Genomic DNA, 16,150 nt, shown 5'->3' with positions numbered 1-16,150 from the left:
ACAAAGTTTACTCGCAACTACTTAATTTGAAGTATAAAGTTTTGTTATAGTTCGATATTAAATTTTAAATGAAAGAAGAATAGTGTTTTAATACATTCATCACATTTCAAAACTCTCATTTCGCTATAGAACAAACCGAAACCATTGCAAAAAAGATATTTCATTATTCTACAGCATCAACTATTTTACTTTTTTTATGAGCAAATTGATAATTATACTGCTTCAAATGGCTGTTTCCTCTTCTAATTTTATGTTGTGTTGTTAAAACGGTTGTCTTATTTTGTTCGGCAATTTCTATGGTCGAAATATAATTGGTTAAATATCTTTTAAGGATCTGTATGTTATCAAGATTTATTGAATAAATCGTCTTTTTTCCTTGATTTTTTATATTTATCAGATTTGCTTTTTTTAACTCCAATAAATGTTTTGATATTGTCGACTGCGCTAATGAAATTAACTCAACAATTTCACCGCAGGTTCTGTTGTCTCTTTTCCATAAAAGCGTCATTATCTGTATTCGTCTTGGATGTCCGAGTGCTTTACAAATTTTACTTATCGCTTCTGTCTCTATATCAAGTTGTAATTGCTTTCTAATTCCCATTAATTCCTTATCGCAAATAATCGATTATATGCGACAAAGTAAATGTTATCACAACTTTTTTATTTCCTTAAAAAGTTATTAAAACAAAAGAATAAGACATTTTTTTTTACTCTGAAAGGTTTAATAAAGACGTGAAAATTGAACGCAGTTATTATCTGAATAATACTCGAAACAACGACTTTATAAAAGGCAATTTTGGACATTTTAAAATCACTTGAAGATCTTCTATCAAATTGGTTTCTTCATCTAAAAACTTAAAAATCAATGCAGGATTTCCATTTTTGAATAAAGAAGAAAAAATAGAACTTCCCAATTCATTATGACGATATAAAATATCTAAAAGCAATAAATCATAAAACCAAAACCGACTTGTTTTATGAAAGGCTGACATTTTTAAATTTTCACTTTGAAGGAAATCTACTAATTCCGATGATTTTTTATCTGAATTTTTAAACGTATAACCTGTACTTGCTTTTGTCCATCCTCCGGCGGTTCCAATATTCAAAACTCTTTTGGTATTTTTCTTCCAAAAAGGATAACAAGTCATTGGAATGCTGCCTTGTTCTTTTTCTAGAATTTCAAATTGATCAATACCGAGTTTATTTAAATAGCTTTGAATCTCCGTTTCGTATTCTTCTTTTGGAAGCAGTTTTTCTGAGAACAAAGTATATTCGACCAAAGCTTCGGTTGTAGAAATCGGCAAAACATACATAAATCTTGTATTTCCTTTTTGTTCTACAGAAAAATCCATGAACGTTGCTTGTTCTGGATTTAATATCGCTGTTTCAGTCTTGACAAACCAACCTATAAAATGCTGCTGCAAAACGGGATATTTTGTTTGACTTTCGGCAAAAGCCTTTATATAAATGCTGTTGAATAAGTAATTGCCCGTATATCTATTCTCTTCTGTTCCCACATACACATGTGTTTCGAGCTCGTTGATATCGGTTACTTTTTCATTAGAGAATGTAATATTGGAATATTCTGAAAGTGTTTTGAACACAAAATCATAAAAATCAATTCCCCGAATTTGATTGTATTGGTAAGGCTTCAACGCCAAATCACGTTTGAAATTTTCATTGGCAAATAAAGCTAGATCCCATTTTTTCGAAATAACAGATTTCCATACACTTTCTTCTTTTTCCCAAAAACACCAGGTTCTATCATTACTCTTCTTAGAATCTTGATCCAAAAGTAAAATCGATTTATCTGTGAATTTTCCTGACTGCTTCATTTTATAAACGGTCATTAAAGAGGCAAGTCCAGTTCCTGTAAAAATGTAATCAAAATGTTTAATTTGTGAAGAGTTCATACTCAAAAATAAGGAATTTTATTTTCCCGAAAATAATTTAAATAGGCAAGTCAATTATTATTTCATTTTTCCCTTAATTTTAAATAATGAGTTTATCTTTATTATTCCATAACAAAAATTTTATATGCATAAATTAATTCTTTTCATCAAGACTTACGAACCTGACTTTGAAAGAGTTTACAAACTTTTAGAATCAATAGACGAGTTTAATAAAGATAATATTCCAGTATATATTTCAGTAAATGACGAACATTTTGATCTCTTAAATGCAGATTGTTTTAAAAAGTATAAGGTCTATAGAGATTCTGAAATTACTAAAACAACTATTACGGAAGGATGGAGGTACCAGCAAATTATAAAATCTAATGTTTATAAACTTAAAATCTGCGAAAACTATGTTTCTCTAGATTCTGATTCCCTTTTTATACGTGATTTTTATTTTTCTGATTTTATGTATGACGATAAAACACCGTATACAGTAATGCAGGAGTCTAAAGATTTACTGGAAATGAGCGCAAGACTTGGCATGGATCCAGATACTATTTTTTTTAAAAGAGCATTGAGAGATACAAGGCCGTTTTTTGGAAATACAGGTAAAAAATGGGATTACGGTCCATCTCCCTATGTTTGGAGTTGTAAGGTCTGGCAGCATTTTAACGAGGTATTTCTAAAAGATTTAGAACTGACTTTTGATGATTTCTTTAATAAAATAGACCAAAAAAGTTACTCTCCAAGTGAATATGTAATTTATGGAGAATACTTACTCAAAACCAGGCTGATTGACATTCTTCCTATTGGAAGCCTTTTCAAAGTATATCATTACAAAAAACAATATGGAATAGAGAAAAAACAACTTACTGTAGAACAGTTAAGTAAAATTTATCTGGGCATTATTTATCAAAGTAATTGGCAGAAAAAGAAAAAAAAGTGGTTTCTATTTTGATGAATAACCGAAATATTAAGAACAACTTCTGATGAAAAAAACAAGTAAAGCTTATTTGGTATTTCTTAATGGGAAATCGAATGCCGGAGGCGCAGAGCGCATGGTTCATTATTTAGATGAATATCTCACAAGCAGACAGATTTTAACTCAGATAATCGACGAAGATTTTTTAAAAAATACTTTTACAGGAAAGTTGTATTGGAAATTATTCCAATATAGACATTTTGAAAAACGAAGAGCGAAATACATTGCCAGGTTTGCAACTGCTTTTCTGTGGTTAAATTATCGTTCTAATAAAATTGTGATCAGCAATGGCGAACCAACTGCCTATTATGCTACAGATTATGTAATTTCTCATGGCTGTTATCATAAAATGGAATTGGATTACGGTAAAAACAATTCCAAAATGGGCAGAATTGCCAAATTGCAAATGAAAGCATGCCTAAATGCCAAACAAATAATTGCGGTAGAATCGAATGTAAAAGAAGACTTAATACAATATTATGGAATAAATAAAGATAAAATAAGCGTTGTTCCAAATTGCATTGATAGGAATAATTTTTATCCGATAAAAAAAACAGCAGACTCTTTTAAAACAGTCGTTTATATAGGAAGATTGGAATACGGAAAAGGCGTAGCAGAATTGCAAGAACTTGCAAAACTTGTAGAATCGCGAGAGGATTGGAGACTTCTCATTGCTTCTAATAATTCTTATAATGCAGAACTTTTTAAAAACCTGAACAATACTGATATTTTAATTGGGCTGACAATTGATAACATTAATGAACGAGCCTATTCTAAAGCGTCTATTATTTTTTATCCGTCTTATTCGGAAAGTTTTGGAATGGTAACGATAGAAGCTCTCGCCTGCGGAAGACCGATTGCAGGAAATGCTGTTGGCATTTTACCCAAATTAGCTGCCGAAAAACAACCTGGCGCTTATTTGCTGCCGAAAAGAATTGATGAAACGATCTTTGATTTTTTTGATGAATGTATCGAAGATTCTGAAAATTTTACGCCCGAAGAAATTCATAAAATGGCAATGAAAAAATTTGGAATCGAATCGTTTTTTGAACAAATGGACAAGCAGTTTTTTAAAACTAATTAATTTGAATTTAATATGAAAATTTTATACTTCTATCCCGAAAATCCATTACACAAAACGCAGGGAAATAATGCGAGGGCTCTGGCATTATTGGAATATTTTAAAAATAGAAATATAACTGTTGATTTTGTTGGTGTTGCCACAACTGAATTTACAGCTAATGAAATAAACAAGCTTAAAGAAGAAAAACTTATTTCTAACGGTTATCTACTTCCCATTTTTATTCGAAAGAAAAACAAAATGAAGTATTTTTTTTACCAATCTCTGCCCAATAAATTTGGCCGGAAAATAGGATTATTTGACAGAACTCGTATTGGACACACTGAAGCTTTTAACAGCATTCTAAAAGAAAATGAATATGACGTTATATTGGTTTCATACGTTTACTGGGCAAAACTGACTAGAAACAGTCCCAATATTAAAAATGCGAAATTAATGATTGATACACACGATTTCTTGACTTCTCAATTACAAGGAAAAAAGAAGTTTCAATTAGGGCGTTTTTTTGAAAAAGAAATAGAAATTTTAAGTTTATTTAATAAAATCTTAGTTATTTCTCCTGAAGAAAAATTCCTATTCTCTCAATTTATCAAGAAAGAAACAGCACTCGCCACACATGCTTTACCTCAAAATTACAATTCGAAAACTGAGAGTAAATACGATTTAATCTACGTTGCCAGCGATAACGAACATAATATAAAATCGGCCAATTGGTTTTTCAATGCCGTTTACCCCTTATTATCCAAATCAATCCGAATCGTGGTGATTGGCAAAATTTGCAATTACATTGATGATTTTACCAATGTCGAAAAGATCAATTTTATAGAGGATTTAAACTCGGTCTACAGCAAGTCTAAAATAGCAATATGTCCCATGCTCAGCGGAACAGGCGTTAAAATTAAAGTCATTGAGGCTTTATCCTTCGGGATTCCGGTTGTCTGCAATGAAAGAGGTGTCGATGGTTTAGTAAACAAAACAAATAACGGCTGTCTAGTTTCAGATGATGCGAATGAATTTGCTAATGATGTTCATAAACTACTAACTGACGAGGATTTCTATATCAAAATCAGTTCAGAAGCTGCCTCTTTTTTCAACAATCACCATAGTCTTAAAGCCAATTACAAAATACTCGATAAAATATTTGAACTAGAGGGCGTCAATTCTTGAAAAAGTAGATTCTAAAACCTGCATTGAAAACGGTTCAAGACTTTTTTCAGAATTTTGCTGTAATTTTAGCCAAAGAGCTTTATTATTGTACAATTCCATTATAGTCGATGCAAATTCTTCTCTCGTATCACAAATCAAAGCATTTTTTTGATGCGTTAATTGCATACCTTCCGCACCAACAGAAGAAGTTATAACGGGCAGATAATATTCAAAAGCCTGCCCTATTTTTCCTTTTACTCCAGCGCCGTAGCGTAAAGGTACTATCATTATTTTATTTTCTGTAAAAAGACGATTTATATCCGAAACGTAGCCGTGAAAGATAAATCTTGAGTCAGAAATTTTCTTGATCTTTTCATTTACATTACCAATAATATTAACTCTTACTTCTGAATTATGTTTCCAGACAATTGGCATAATTTCATTATATAAATAATTAACCGCATCAATATTGGGCTCGTGTTTTGAACCTATAAATAATATATCTTCACGATCCTCAAAAGGCAGCGCTTCTTCTTTCTTAATTTTCTGATAATGAATATTCGAAATGGTAATCAATTTTTTGTTATCAATATATTTTGCCATAATTTCTTTCTCAATATCAGAAATAGTAACTACATAATCTGCATTTTGAGCTAATTTGGTTTCTATATTGAAGAATCTATTATAATTTTTTCTGAGCGAAATTCTCATCGGATCAATTTTAATAGCTCTCTTGTAACGAAGAAAATGAATGTCAACCATATCAAAAATGGATATAACATCTGGAAGAAACTTTCTTACTTTCTTAAAATTATAATCTAAACTTCTCGCTCCGTGATACCAGGCAAAATCAACTTTTGGAATTTTTTTTACAAAATCAAAATAATTTTCATACTGAGTGGTTTCTACGTAAACAATGGCGCCCAAATCATTAAATCCCTTAACATATTTATTATCTCGGAATGTATTTTTTGAACAAATAATACAATTATAACCTTTATTTTTAAAAAGTAGAATGATCTCTCTAAGTCTATTAGAACCAGAATCTAAATCTAATGAAGGTAAATTAATATCAAAAAAAACAATCGTTCTCTTATCCACATCATAAATCTCGTAGTTTGGAATAGATTGATCTACTTGATTCTTGATTATCTCTTTTCTTTTATAGTAACTTTTAATACTTTTAAATATCCCCATATCATTTCTGTTTCGTCTCTATTATCTTTTACGAGCCTCACTATAAATTATAGATAACCAAAAATGGATTTGGTTGCGTTCATTTTAAAAAAAAATGTCTTTTCTTTTAAACTAAAACTCACTTTGTGTTTTTTTTATTATCTGAAAAATATTAAAAAAACAAAATAAAAACCTAAATAATACGTATTAAACTGACTATCAAGAAGTTTGCCCTTAAAAGAGATCCAATCCAATTTACAAATTCATTTGAAACAGAAACACAGAACATATAATATAATTATTGCTTCGAGAAATAAAAAACTTTAGAACTATTACTTATAATCTTTAATTTTTTTTAAAAGAAATGTAAATTCCTTTGGTGCCAAATAGTTCGAATACTGAAAGAGAATTTCATTCCTCTCATTCAAAACGCATAAAACTGGATATCCAATTTGATTGTTGATCGTTCCAAGTTGTAAAGCCAGTTCGTGAACACCAACATTATTGCCCGAAGGTTTGTATTTAAAAGTGTAATTATTAAAAGAAATATCTCGTTTTTCTTCGGCATTAAAATCAATAAAATAGAAATCTGAGTTTAGTTTCTCGATGACTTCCTTGTTTTTAAAAGTCGTTGTTTTCATTCTCTGGCAAAATTGGCACCAATCGGTATGAATGAAAACGATTGTTTTTCGTTTTTGAATTTGCTGTAAACGATCTACTTCCTCAAAAGTCCTGCTTTTCAGCTGACAGAATCCTGTTGAAGTGATTCCGAAGAAGAAGAATATTAGAAATAGTTTTTTCATTTTGATTTTAGTTGGATTCGTTCTAAACACATAGAAACATAGATTTTTTAGTTCAATTGTTAAGATCATTTAAAAAGCTGGCTTTCACACATAGTTCTATGTTTATTGATGCAAGTGAAACGCCTTTCAAAGCAGTACAAATCTATGTTTCTATGTGTTTAAAAAATTTACTCCTTTTTTTACCTCAAATTATATCTCAATCCTAAAAACCCGCGAATCGTCTGGTTTTGTCCATAAACATAAGTCGTATCAAAAGTTAATCCGTATGGATTGTCTGGAGTTACCATTACTTTTCCAGCCGAATCGTATTGCACATTTTTATCAAAAGGATCATTCGTTCTTGAAATCAAAAACGGATTATTCTGCTTTGGAGTAAAGTTCAGCAAATTTTTAACACCTCCATATACTTCAAAATCTTTCCAGCCTGTGTATGTAAATTGAATATTCTGAATGCTGTACCAAGGCGAATTCGGGTTTCTTGGATCATTTTCGCTAAGCAGAGGCAGTTTCATCGGACTGTAAACATTTCCCGTATAATCCAATAATAAATTCCAAGGCTGTATTTTATAAGAAACGGTCCAAGTTCCAGTAAACCTTTCGGTTAGAAAAGGTCGTTCTGAAATTCCATCCTCCACATTTTTATTGTCTAAAACTGTTGCCCCGAGAATAAACTTTAACCCATTTGTAAAATTCAAATCGACATTCGTGCTGATTCCCTGACTGATGGCATAACCATCAATATTATCATAAATGATTTTGTTGGGATCGGTTTCGTAATCTGAAATGATTTTATTACTGAATCGGGTATAAAAAGCCGTTGTTTCGATTCCCATAAAAGTTCCATCTCCAAAATTGATTTTCTGAATATAATTTAAATTGACGTTTACCGATTTCTCTGGTTTTAAATCATTTTGAATCACAACATCTCGGGAACCTGTCAAGGCGGCGTGATCTTCTGTAAATAGATTCACAACTCTAAATCCAGTTCCGGCGTTTAATCTGAAAATCGTGTTTTCACTTGCCTTGAACCGATAAGCCAATCGCGGTGTAAAAATAGAACCATGAATAGAATTATAATCGTAGCGCGCTCCTATCAAAACCTGACTTTTTGGAGAAAAAGTAATTTCATCCTGAACAAAAATCCCCGGAAGCCAAGTACTTTCAGCCTCTTTTGTTGCTGGCGTATTATCATCGTAATACGTATATCGACTTGCGATTCCGGCAAGTAAATCATTTCGACCAATTTTTTTATCCCAAGTCAGCTGTAAAAAACCAATTTTTTGATTCGCAATATAAGATGTCGTTCCGTAACGGCTGTCTTGGTAATGCACATTTCCAGAGAACGAAAGCATTAGTTTTTCTTCAAAAGGCAATTGATAACTTCCAATTAATTCTCCCCTTTTGGTATAAATACTTTCCCCATAAATTTCGTCACCTCCGCGGTATTTTTTCTCCCAGCGCACATCTCCGCCCCAGCGATCTTCATACATTCCGCGAGCCGCAATCGTAAAAAGACGGTTATTGTTTCGCTGAAAATTCCATTTATTAAAAACCGAAATTCTTTCAGAAAGCGTTACATCGGTAAAATTGTCATTGTCTTTATCAATAACCTGATCGTAATTGAAATAATTTACGCCTAAAAGAGAAGTTGCTTTTTTGCCGACATTAAACTTCATTCCCAAATCAAGATTGCTTTCAAAATAAGAAGTCGTAAAATAATCCGCAGAAAAAACCGGAGCATTTGTTGGATTTTTAGTGATAATGTTAATCAAACCACCAACAGCCTCACTTCCGTAAAGAGACGAAGCGGGACCTTTTACGATTTCAATTCGTTCTACCAATGAATTTGGAATTCCAGATAAACCATACACCGTCGAAAGACTGCTTACAATTGGCATTCCGTCGATCAAAACCAAAGTATACGGACCTTCCAAACCATTTATATGAATGTCGCCAGTGTTACAAACTCCGCAATTGAGCTGTGGCCGAACGCCGTTTATATTTTGAAGCGCATCGTAAATACTCGCCGTCGGATTTTTTTTGAAGAAAGTTGGTGAATAAACCTCAACGGGAACGGCACTTTCTAATCGTTTCACCGCTTTTAAAGTTCCAGAAACTACTACTTCGTTAAGCTGGTTGTCATTATCTTCTAAATCGAAATCAAGATTTAGGTTTTGGCCATTTATAATAGAAAATCTTTGGGTTACAGATTTGAGTCCAGTTGAGGTCACTTGAATTCTTCCATTTTCTACTGCTGCATTTTCAAAAACATAATATCCTAAACTATCTGAAATTGTTTTGTGGTTTGTCCCCAGTAAATGAACATTTGCGGCTTGTATTTTTCTTCCTTCGCTAGAAATAAAACCTGATATTTTGGTTGTTTCCTGAGCAAAAGAAAATTGTAAAGTAAATAATATCAATATCCAAATTGAATTTTTCATCGTGGTAAAATTAAATTTAGACAAAACTAAAAATTAAATTTGATAAACAATGAATTAAAATTTATAAATTTATAACTTTATTTATGTCAATATGTTATATTTTTTTCAAACACATAGACATAGAGTTATTAGAAGAGAATAAGGATGTTAAAAAAAGCTAGCTTTTAACACATAGCTATGTGTATTAATGAAAGTGAAACGCCTTTAACCACAACAAATACTATGTGCCTATGTGTTTACAATATTTTGAAATTACAGTACTAAAAATCCTCTTCAATAAGATCTTTATTAATCACTGCTCCTGCAAAAGAACCTGTAGAAACCGCAATGGCAACAGATCGCATTTGAGTTGTACAATCGCCGCTTGCGTAAATGCCAGAAATATTTGTGTTTTGCATAAAGTCGACTTTTAGCAAACCTTGTTCGTTAATTTCACAGCCCAAATCTTTTGGCAGATGACAATGCTGTTCAAATGGAGGTCTGGCATAGATAGCTTTTACGGCAGCTTTTTCTTGGTTTTTAAAGATGATGTTTTGTATATATCCGTCTTTATGTTCAAAAGAATCTATTTCTTCTTCGAAAATTAGAACTCCTTTTTTCTGAAGTGTTTCAGTTTGTTCCAATGTCAAAGTAGATTTTCCATTTGTACATAATCTCACATCTTTAGTCCAGTTCGAAATGAGTTTTGCGAAATCAAATGCCATTTCTCCATTGGCAATAATGGCTGTTTTTTCATTTTTAACTTCATAACCATGACAATACGGACAATGTAAAACCGAAATTCCCCAGCATTCTGCAAAACCTTTAATTTCTGGAATTAAATCTTTTACGCCGGTTGCAAATAAAACTTTTCTGGAAGTGAAAACAGCGCCAGATGCCGTAGAGATTTCAAAACCATTTTCATTTTTGACCGCTTTAACGGCAAGTCCGTTGTAAAAATGAACTGTTTTATAAAGCTCCACTTGCAATTTGGCTTTCGCCGAAATAACAGCAGGCTTCTCCCCGTCCTGCGTAATAAAATTATGAGAATGCGGTGTTTGTTTGTTACAAGGCAGACCGCTGTCGATTACCAAAACCTGACGTAAAGAACGTCCTAAACTCATAGCTGCAGACAATCCGCTGTAACTTCCGCCAATAATAATCACTTCAAAATTCGTTTGTTTCATAATTATATTTTTAATGATTTTGTTTTTTGTGTAATTTGTAATTAATCAAATGCCCAGTAATCATTCCGATACCTCCGAAATAAATTAAATCGAGATGAATCTCTAAGAATAAATCGACCAAAATACTGATCCAAATGAGGCTCATTGAAACAATCAAAATTGACGAAACCAAAAGACTCGATTTTTTCGTAATTTTGAGGATTGCAAATAAACCGATTGAAGCAAATAGTAAATCGATAATTGGATTGTGACTCAACCCCAAAGGCAGAATCGTTAAAAGTGGAAAAATCAAACAATGAACGAGACAAATAGTCGCACTTGAAATTCCTAAAATATCGTAAAAGGATGAGGTAGTTTTCTTCATTTCTTGTAAATTTGCTTAATGCAATTTTGTTGCAAATATACAATTTTAATTCAATTGCAACATTGTTGCGTTTAATTTTTAATGCATTAAATAATGAAGACTACACGCACTACCACAGCAAAAACAGCTGTATTAGAGGTTTTTGAGAAATCGAAAACAGCACTTTCACACACAGAAATTCAAAAACAATTGAATGATGTATGCGATCGCGTTACTATTTACAGAATTCTAGACCGCTTGGTAAACGACGATATTATTCATAAAATTTCAAATCTCGACGGAACAGTAAAATATGCAAAATGCAATCATGCGCATAATCGGGTGCATATTCATAATCACGCGCATTTCAGCTGTGAAAACTGTCACGAGATTACTTGCCTTGAAAATGTAAAGCCAAGTTATATTATGCCGCACAATTATAAAGTCAACGAGATAAATTTCACTTTATCAGGATTATGTCCAAAATGTTTAAATTCTAACATTTAACATTTAGACTCGTCTAAAAATATTGTTTCGCGAATGTAATTTTTCTATATATTTGTGAAAACAATACTTTTACAATGACTAAATCTTTAGAAGAAGTAAACGAATCGGTTGCTACCCAACATAAAAAAACAGGTTTCAGAAAAATATTAGCCTTTTTAGGTCCGGCATATTTAGTAAGTGTCGGTTATATGGATCCTGGAAACTGGGCCACAGATATTGCCGGCGGAAGCCAGTTTGGCTACACTTTAGTCTGGGTTTTGTTAATGAGTAATTTAATGGCTTTGCTTTTGCAGAGTCTAAGTGCCCGTCTCGGAATTGTAACACAGCGCGATCTTGCGCAGGCTTCTCGAGAAACCTATTCGAAATACATCAATTACATTTTATATTTTTTGGCTGAAATTGCTATTGCTGCCTGCGATTTAGCAGAAGTTTTAGGAATGGCGATTGGAATTAATCTTCTTTTTGGAATTCCGTTACTTGAAGCTGTCTTGATTACGGTTTTAGATACCTTTTTACTGCTTTTCCTGATCAATAAAGGAATTCGTAAGATGGAAGCTTTTATCATCGCTTTGGTGGCTATAATCGGATTCTCTTTTATTTTTGAGATGATTTTTGCCGAACCAGAAATGGGCAAAGTCTTACAAGGACTTATACCTTCAATTCCAAATTCGGCTGCTTTGTATATCGCCATCGGAATTATTGGAGCAACAGTAATGCCTCACAACCTTTATCTGCATTCTTCTTTGGTTCAGACCCGAAAATTTGACCGAACTCCTGCCGGAATCAAGCAGGCATTAAAATACAATATGATTGATTCAACCATTGCGTTAAATCTTGCCTTTTTTGTAAATGCGGCAATCTTAATTCTTGCGGCGGCAACTTTTCATAAAAACGGAATGTTTGAAGTTGCAGAGATTCAGGATGCGCATCAGTTTCTAGAACCGTTATTGGGAACAAAATGGGCGCCAATTCTATTTGCGGTTGCGCTTATAGCTGCCGGACAAAGTTCGACCGTAACGGGAACTCTTGCGGGACAAATTGTAATGGAAGGATATCTGCATTTCAGAATTCAGCCTTGGGTACGCCGCATTATTACGCGCTTAATTGCCATTATTCCTGCCGTAATCGTGATTCTTATTTATGGCGAAAGTGTCACTGGAAAACTTTTGATTTTGAGTCAGGTTATTTTGAGTCTTCAATTAGGGTTTGCGATTATTCCGCTGATTCACTTTGTGAGCGATAAATCAAAAATGAATGGTTTTCATATTTCGAAACTTACTCAGGTCGTTTCCTGGATTATTGCCACTATAATCGTTTCATTGAATGCCAAATTAGTTTATGATGAAATCAGTTCTTGGCTGGAGAGTTCGAATCATCCCATAATTCTTTGGGTTACGGTAGTGCCTCTCGCTTTCGGATTTTCAGCTTTATTGTTGTACATCGTTTTTAAACCTTTTATAACTAAAGCAAAAAACAAAACTATAAATCATTCCCCTCATAATCTTAAACTTCATTTTTCTCCGAGACAAACGCAAAGCATTAAAAACATAGCTGTTTCTGTAGATTTCTCTCATGCTGATGAAGCCGCTTTAAATAAAGCCTTCGAATTGGGCGGCATTGACACGGAATACACCCTCATTCACATTGTAGAAACCGTTGGTGCCTTAATGTACGGAGTTCATGTTCATGATCATGAAACCACTATTGACGAAAAGTTATTACAAGAGTACCAAGAAATGCTTTCAGAAAAAGGATTTAAAATTAAAACGGAACTTGGTTTCGGAAAACCAAACAAAGTAATTCCGAAAATTATAAACGAAGGTAATTTCGACATCTTAGTTATGGGAACCCACGGCCACACTGGATTAAAAGATATTCTTTTTGGCACAACCGTAGACAAGTTGAGACATAAAATTTCAATACCTTTGTTGATTGTTAAATAAAACAGGTTCAAAGTTTCAGAGCTCCAAAGGGACAAAGGTTTGTACTTTGAACCTTTGTCCCTTTGCTGCTTTGACCCTCAAAAAGAAAGAAGAATGACCTTTTCAGAAGAAAATTACCTTAAATCTATCTATCACTTAACTGCGGCTTTAGAGACTGAAGTGAGCACAAATGCTATTGCAGAAATAATGGAAACCAAAGCATCTTCGGTTACGGATATGCTTAAAAAACTGGCAGATAAAGATTTAGTAAATTATAAAAAATACCAAGGTGTTTCTTTGACTGAAAACGGAAAACTGGCGGCCAAAATGATTGTGAGAAAACATCGTTTATGGGAAGTTTTTCTGGTAGAGAAACTAAACTTCAGCTGGGATGAAGTTCACGATATTGCAGAGCAGTTAGAGCACATTAAATCGGAACAATTGATTAACCGTTTGGATGATTTTTTGGGTAACCCGACAGAAGATCCGCATGGAGATCCAATTCCAGATGCAAACGGCCGAATTATTAAAATTGAAAAACAATTGCTTTCTGAATTATCAGAAAACCAGATTGGAGTTTGTGTTGGCGTAAAAGATACTTCATCAGAATTCTTAAAATATTTAGATAAGCAAGAAATTGCTTTAGGTTCTAAAATTGAATTTTTATCAAAAGAATCTTTCGATTTATCAGTAAGAATTAAAGTTGATGAAAGAGAATTATCTATTTCAAATAAAATTGCTTCTAATTTGTTTGTGAAGCTGGTTTAGAACAGATCAGTATATCAATTAAAAAGCCCAAAAGGAAATCTTCTTTTTGGGCTTTTGCAATTAGTCTTTTAAACTATAGAGTATTTTTTGAAAATCGGCTTTAAAAGCATCTTTCTTGTCTTTAGATGTCCAAGACATAACTTTATAAAATGATTTTTTAGTTTCAACAATTCCAATTAAATAATAGATTTCTATATTTTCTTCTTTATCAAAATAAACAGCATCAGCCTCTATAAAATTAATTTCACCTATTTTTTTTGAAACAGGTTTAGAGAAACTTTTCTTTTCTTCATCTGCCAAAAAATCTTTTATAAAATCATCATAGAATTCTTTTATTGATGCGTAATTCATATCAACATACTGCAATTCTTCTTTGGTATCATATATAACACATCCATATACTTCTTTAACTTCGCTTTTATATTGAATAGCAGCAGAGGTATTAAATCCAGCCGTTTTATTCATATAATCTGGCAGACTAATATCAAAAGTATGACCTGCCTTATATTCTTTCATTTTTGTTTGAGCGGCAATCGAAGAAGATAGTAAAGCAATTGCAAAAAGTGTAATTATTTTATTCATATAAAGATTTTAGGTGTTACGTTTGAGGTATTAAACAATTCCTTTCTCAATCATCTCCAGCATAACCGGTGAAGCATTCTTAAACGTTGGAGGCTGTTCGATAATACTTCCCGCGTTCTTTTTATTTACTTTGAAAGTAACGTCGTTATTTGTAGTAAACAAAAGTGCTGTCAGAAATGGATTTTTGATATAAGAACCCAAAACCAATAAAGCTTCATCTAAAGTGTGAATGCTCTCAATCTCTTCGGTTTTAAAACGAGAAGTTAGTGAAATGGAGAAAGTATTATCTTCATTCAAAACTAAACGAAAATAGATATTTTTAAGTTCGGTATCGCCTATTGTTTTGGCTAAAGTCAATTTTGCGAAACTTCCAGCTTGGATACTTTCTTTAACTCGTTCACAAAAAAGGGCAAATATTGGTTCGTAGAACATGATGTTTGTATTATAATTTAACCGCAAAGGTCACAAAGATTTACGCAAGGTTTGCTAAGTTTTTGATTTCCTTGTGTGCTTTGCGTAATCCCTTGCGATGCTTGCGGTTAAGAAAATTATTTTCCTGTAAATTCTGCTTTACGTTTTTCTAAAAAAGCGGTTGTTCCTTCTTTAAAATCCTTAGTTCCGAAGCATTTTCCGAAAGATTTTATTTCCGTATCAAATCCGTTTTTGCCGTCTGTAAAGTTGGCATTAATAGCTTTGATAGCTTTACTAATGGCAAACGGGGCATTTTTAATGATTTTATGAGCAATTACATTGGTAAACGATAAAAGTTCAGCCTGTGATACAATATGATTTACTAAACCGTATTGTTTTGCTTCTTCTGCAGAAATCATTGCTGCGGTCATGATCATTTCCATAGCTCGGCCTTTTCCCACTAATTGTGGCAAACGCTGTGTTCCTCCGTAACCCGGAATCAATCCTAATGTTACTTCCGGCAATCCCATTTTTGCATTGTCTGAAGCTACTCTAAAATGACATGCCATTGCTAATTCTAAACCACCGCCTAAAGCAAAACCGTTAACGGCCGCAATAACCGGTTTTTTCAGATTTTCGATATAATCAAATAAAGATTCCTGACCTTCTGCTGCCAATTGTGCACCTTCAACAACAGTATAATTTGCAAACTCAGATATATCGGCTCCGGCTACAAAAGCTTTTTCACCGCTTCCTGTCAAAATAATAACGCGAACATCATCATTTTTACTTAATAATTTAATCGCATTACTCAAATCACTAATGGTTGCTTTGTTTAAAGCATTCAGTTTTGCAGGTCTGTTAATTGTAACCGTAGCAATTTTCTCTTCGATAGAAATTAAGATATTTTCGTAGTCCATGACG

At 32.8% G+C, this 16,150-nt stretch carries 16 protein-coding genes; 6 read left to right on the top strand and 10 right to left on the bottom strand.

Annotation, left to right across the window (positions count from 1 at the left end):
- Positions 1–163: 163 nt before the first annotated feature.
- Together BSF42_RS09965 and BSF42_RS09960 are read right to left on the bottom strand one after the other, a co-directional pair.
- Entirely contained in the window at positions 164–601 is a 438-nt protein-coding gene (locus BSF42_RS09965) for a helix-turn-helix transcriptional regulator (RefSeq protein WP_095952936.1), read from the bottom strand.
- Positions 602–752: 151 nt separating this feature from the next.
- Positions 753–1,913 (bottom strand): lycopene cyclase family protein, encoded by a 1,161-nt coding sequence (locus BSF42_RS09960; RefSeq protein ID WP_095952935.1) that lies wholly within the window; start codon positions 1,911–1,913, stop codon positions 753–755.
- Positions 1,914–2,037: 124 nt separating this feature from the next.
- On the opposite strand from BSF42_RS09960, the gene BSF42_RS09955 reads away from it, so the two are divergent.
- From BSF42_RS09955 to BSF42_RS09945, 3 genes are read left to right on the top strand one after another with little or no spacing between them, the layout of a single operon-like run.
- A complete protein-coding gene (locus tag BSF42_RS09955; protein ID WP_095952934.1) occupies positions 2,038–2,856 on the top strand; it encodes a DUF6492 family protein in 819 nt (272 codons plus the stop codon).
- A 31-nt stretch (positions 2,857–2,887) separates the two neighbouring features.
- A complete protein-coding gene (locus tag BSF42_RS09950) occupies positions 2,888–3,964 on the top strand; it encodes a glycosyltransferase family 4 protein (protein ID WP_095952933.1) in 1,077 nt (358 codons plus the stop codon).
- Between the two features lie 12 nt (positions 3,965–3,976).
- Positions 3,977–5,128 carry a glycosyltransferase gene (locus tag BSF42_RS09945; RefSeq protein ID WP_095952932.1) on the top strand — a complete coding sequence of 384 codons (1,152 nt, stop codon included), beginning with the start codon at positions 3,977–3,979 and terminating at the stop codon, positions 5,126–5,128.
- Here the strand turns inward: BSF42_RS09945 and BSF42_RS09940 are convergent.
- The 5 genes from BSF42_RS09940 to BSF42_RS09920 all read right to left on the bottom strand — a co-directional run bounded on the left by BSF42_RS09940 (position 5,108) and on the right by BSF42_RS09920 (position 11,057).
- A complete protein-coding gene (locus BSF42_RS09940) occupies positions 5,108–6,304 on the bottom strand; it encodes a glycosyltransferase (RefSeq protein WP_095952931.1) in 1,197 nt (398 codons plus the stop codon). The two genes, BSF42_RS09945 and BSF42_RS09940, sit on opposite strands and share 21 nt — an antisense overlap.
- Positions 6,305–6,615: 311 nt before the next feature.
- Positions 6,616–7,086: a thioredoxin family protein gene (locus BSF42_RS09935; RefSeq protein WP_095953031.1), complete on the bottom strand. Its 471-nt coding sequence runs from the start codon at positions 7,084–7,086 to the stop codon at positions 6,616–6,618.
- Positions 7,087–7,265: 179 nt separating this feature from the next.
- Positions 7,266–9,527: a TonB-dependent receptor domain-containing protein gene (locus tag BSF42_RS09930; protein WP_095952930.1), complete on the bottom strand. Its 2,262-nt coding sequence runs from the start codon at positions 9,525–9,527 to the stop codon at positions 7,266–7,268.
- Between the two features lie 260 nt (positions 9,528–9,787).
- Positions 9,788–10,693 (bottom strand): NAD(P)/FAD-dependent oxidoreductase, encoded by a 906-nt coding sequence (locus BSF42_RS09925; RefSeq protein ID WP_095952929.1) that lies wholly within the window; start codon positions 10,691–10,693, stop codon positions 9,788–9,790.
- Positions 10,694–10,703: 10 nt separating this feature from the next.
- Complete coding sequence (locus tag BSF42_RS09920) at positions 10,704–11,057, bottom strand: MerC domain-containing protein (RefSeq protein ID WP_095952928.1); 354 nt, start codon at positions 11,055–11,057, stop codon at positions 10,704–10,706.
- A gap of 93 nt (positions 11,058–11,150) precedes the next feature.
- On the opposite strand from BSF42_RS09920, the gene BSF42_RS09915 reads away from it, so the two are divergent.
- The 3 genes from BSF42_RS09915 (at position 11,151) to BSF42_RS09905 (ending at position 14,233) form a co-directional block, all read left to right on the top strand.
- Positions 11,151–11,543, top strand: coding sequence for a Fur family transcriptional regulator (locus tag BSF42_RS09915; protein ID WP_095952927.1), 393 nt, complete (start codon positions 11,151–11,153; stop codon positions 11,541–11,543).
- A gap of 74 nt (positions 11,544–11,617) precedes the next feature.
- Positions 11,618–13,486: an Nramp family divalent metal transporter gene (locus BSF42_RS09910; protein ID WP_095952926.1), complete on the top strand. Its 1,869-nt coding sequence runs from the start codon at positions 11,618–11,620 to the stop codon at positions 13,484–13,486.
- A 93-nt stretch (positions 13,487–13,579) separates the two neighbouring features.
- Positions 13,580–14,233 (top strand): metal-dependent transcriptional regulator, encoded by a 654-nt coding sequence (locus BSF42_RS09905; protein WP_095952925.1) that lies wholly within the window; start codon positions 13,580–13,582, stop codon positions 14,231–14,233.
- Positions 14,234–14,293: 60 nt separating this feature from the next.
- Here the strand turns inward: BSF42_RS09905 and BSF42_RS09900 are convergent, their stop codons facing one another.
- From BSF42_RS09900 to BSF42_RS09890, 3 genes are all read right to left on the bottom strand, one after another.
- Positions 14,294–14,815 carry a hypothetical protein gene (locus BSF42_RS09900; RefSeq protein ID WP_095952924.1) on the bottom strand — a complete coding sequence of 174 codons (522 nt, stop codon included), beginning with the start codon at positions 14,813–14,815 and terminating at the stop codon, positions 14,294–14,296.
- Positions 14,816–14,845: 30 nt separating this feature from the next.
- Positions 14,846–15,247, bottom strand: a complete 402-nt coding sequence (locus BSF42_RS09895; protein ID WP_095952923.1) for a hypothetical protein — start codon at positions 15,245–15,247, stop codon at positions 14,846–14,848.
- A 116-nt stretch (positions 15,248–15,363) separates the two neighbouring features.
- On the bottom strand, positions 15,364–16,146 hold the full coding sequence (locus BSF42_RS09890) for an enoyl-CoA hydratase/isomerase family protein (protein WP_095952922.1): 783 nt from the start codon (positions 16,144–16,146) through the stop codon (positions 15,364–15,366).
- Positions 16,147–16,150 lie beyond the last annotated feature (4 nt).

The sequence above is a fragment of the Flavobacterium sp. ACN6 genome, assembly GCF_002304005.1.
GTDB lineage: Bacteria > Bacteroidota > Bacteroidia > Flavobacteriales > Flavobacteriaceae > Flavobacterium.
Note: the sequence above shows the minus strand (reverse complement) of the source record. Positions and strands in the feature narration are given on the sequence as shown.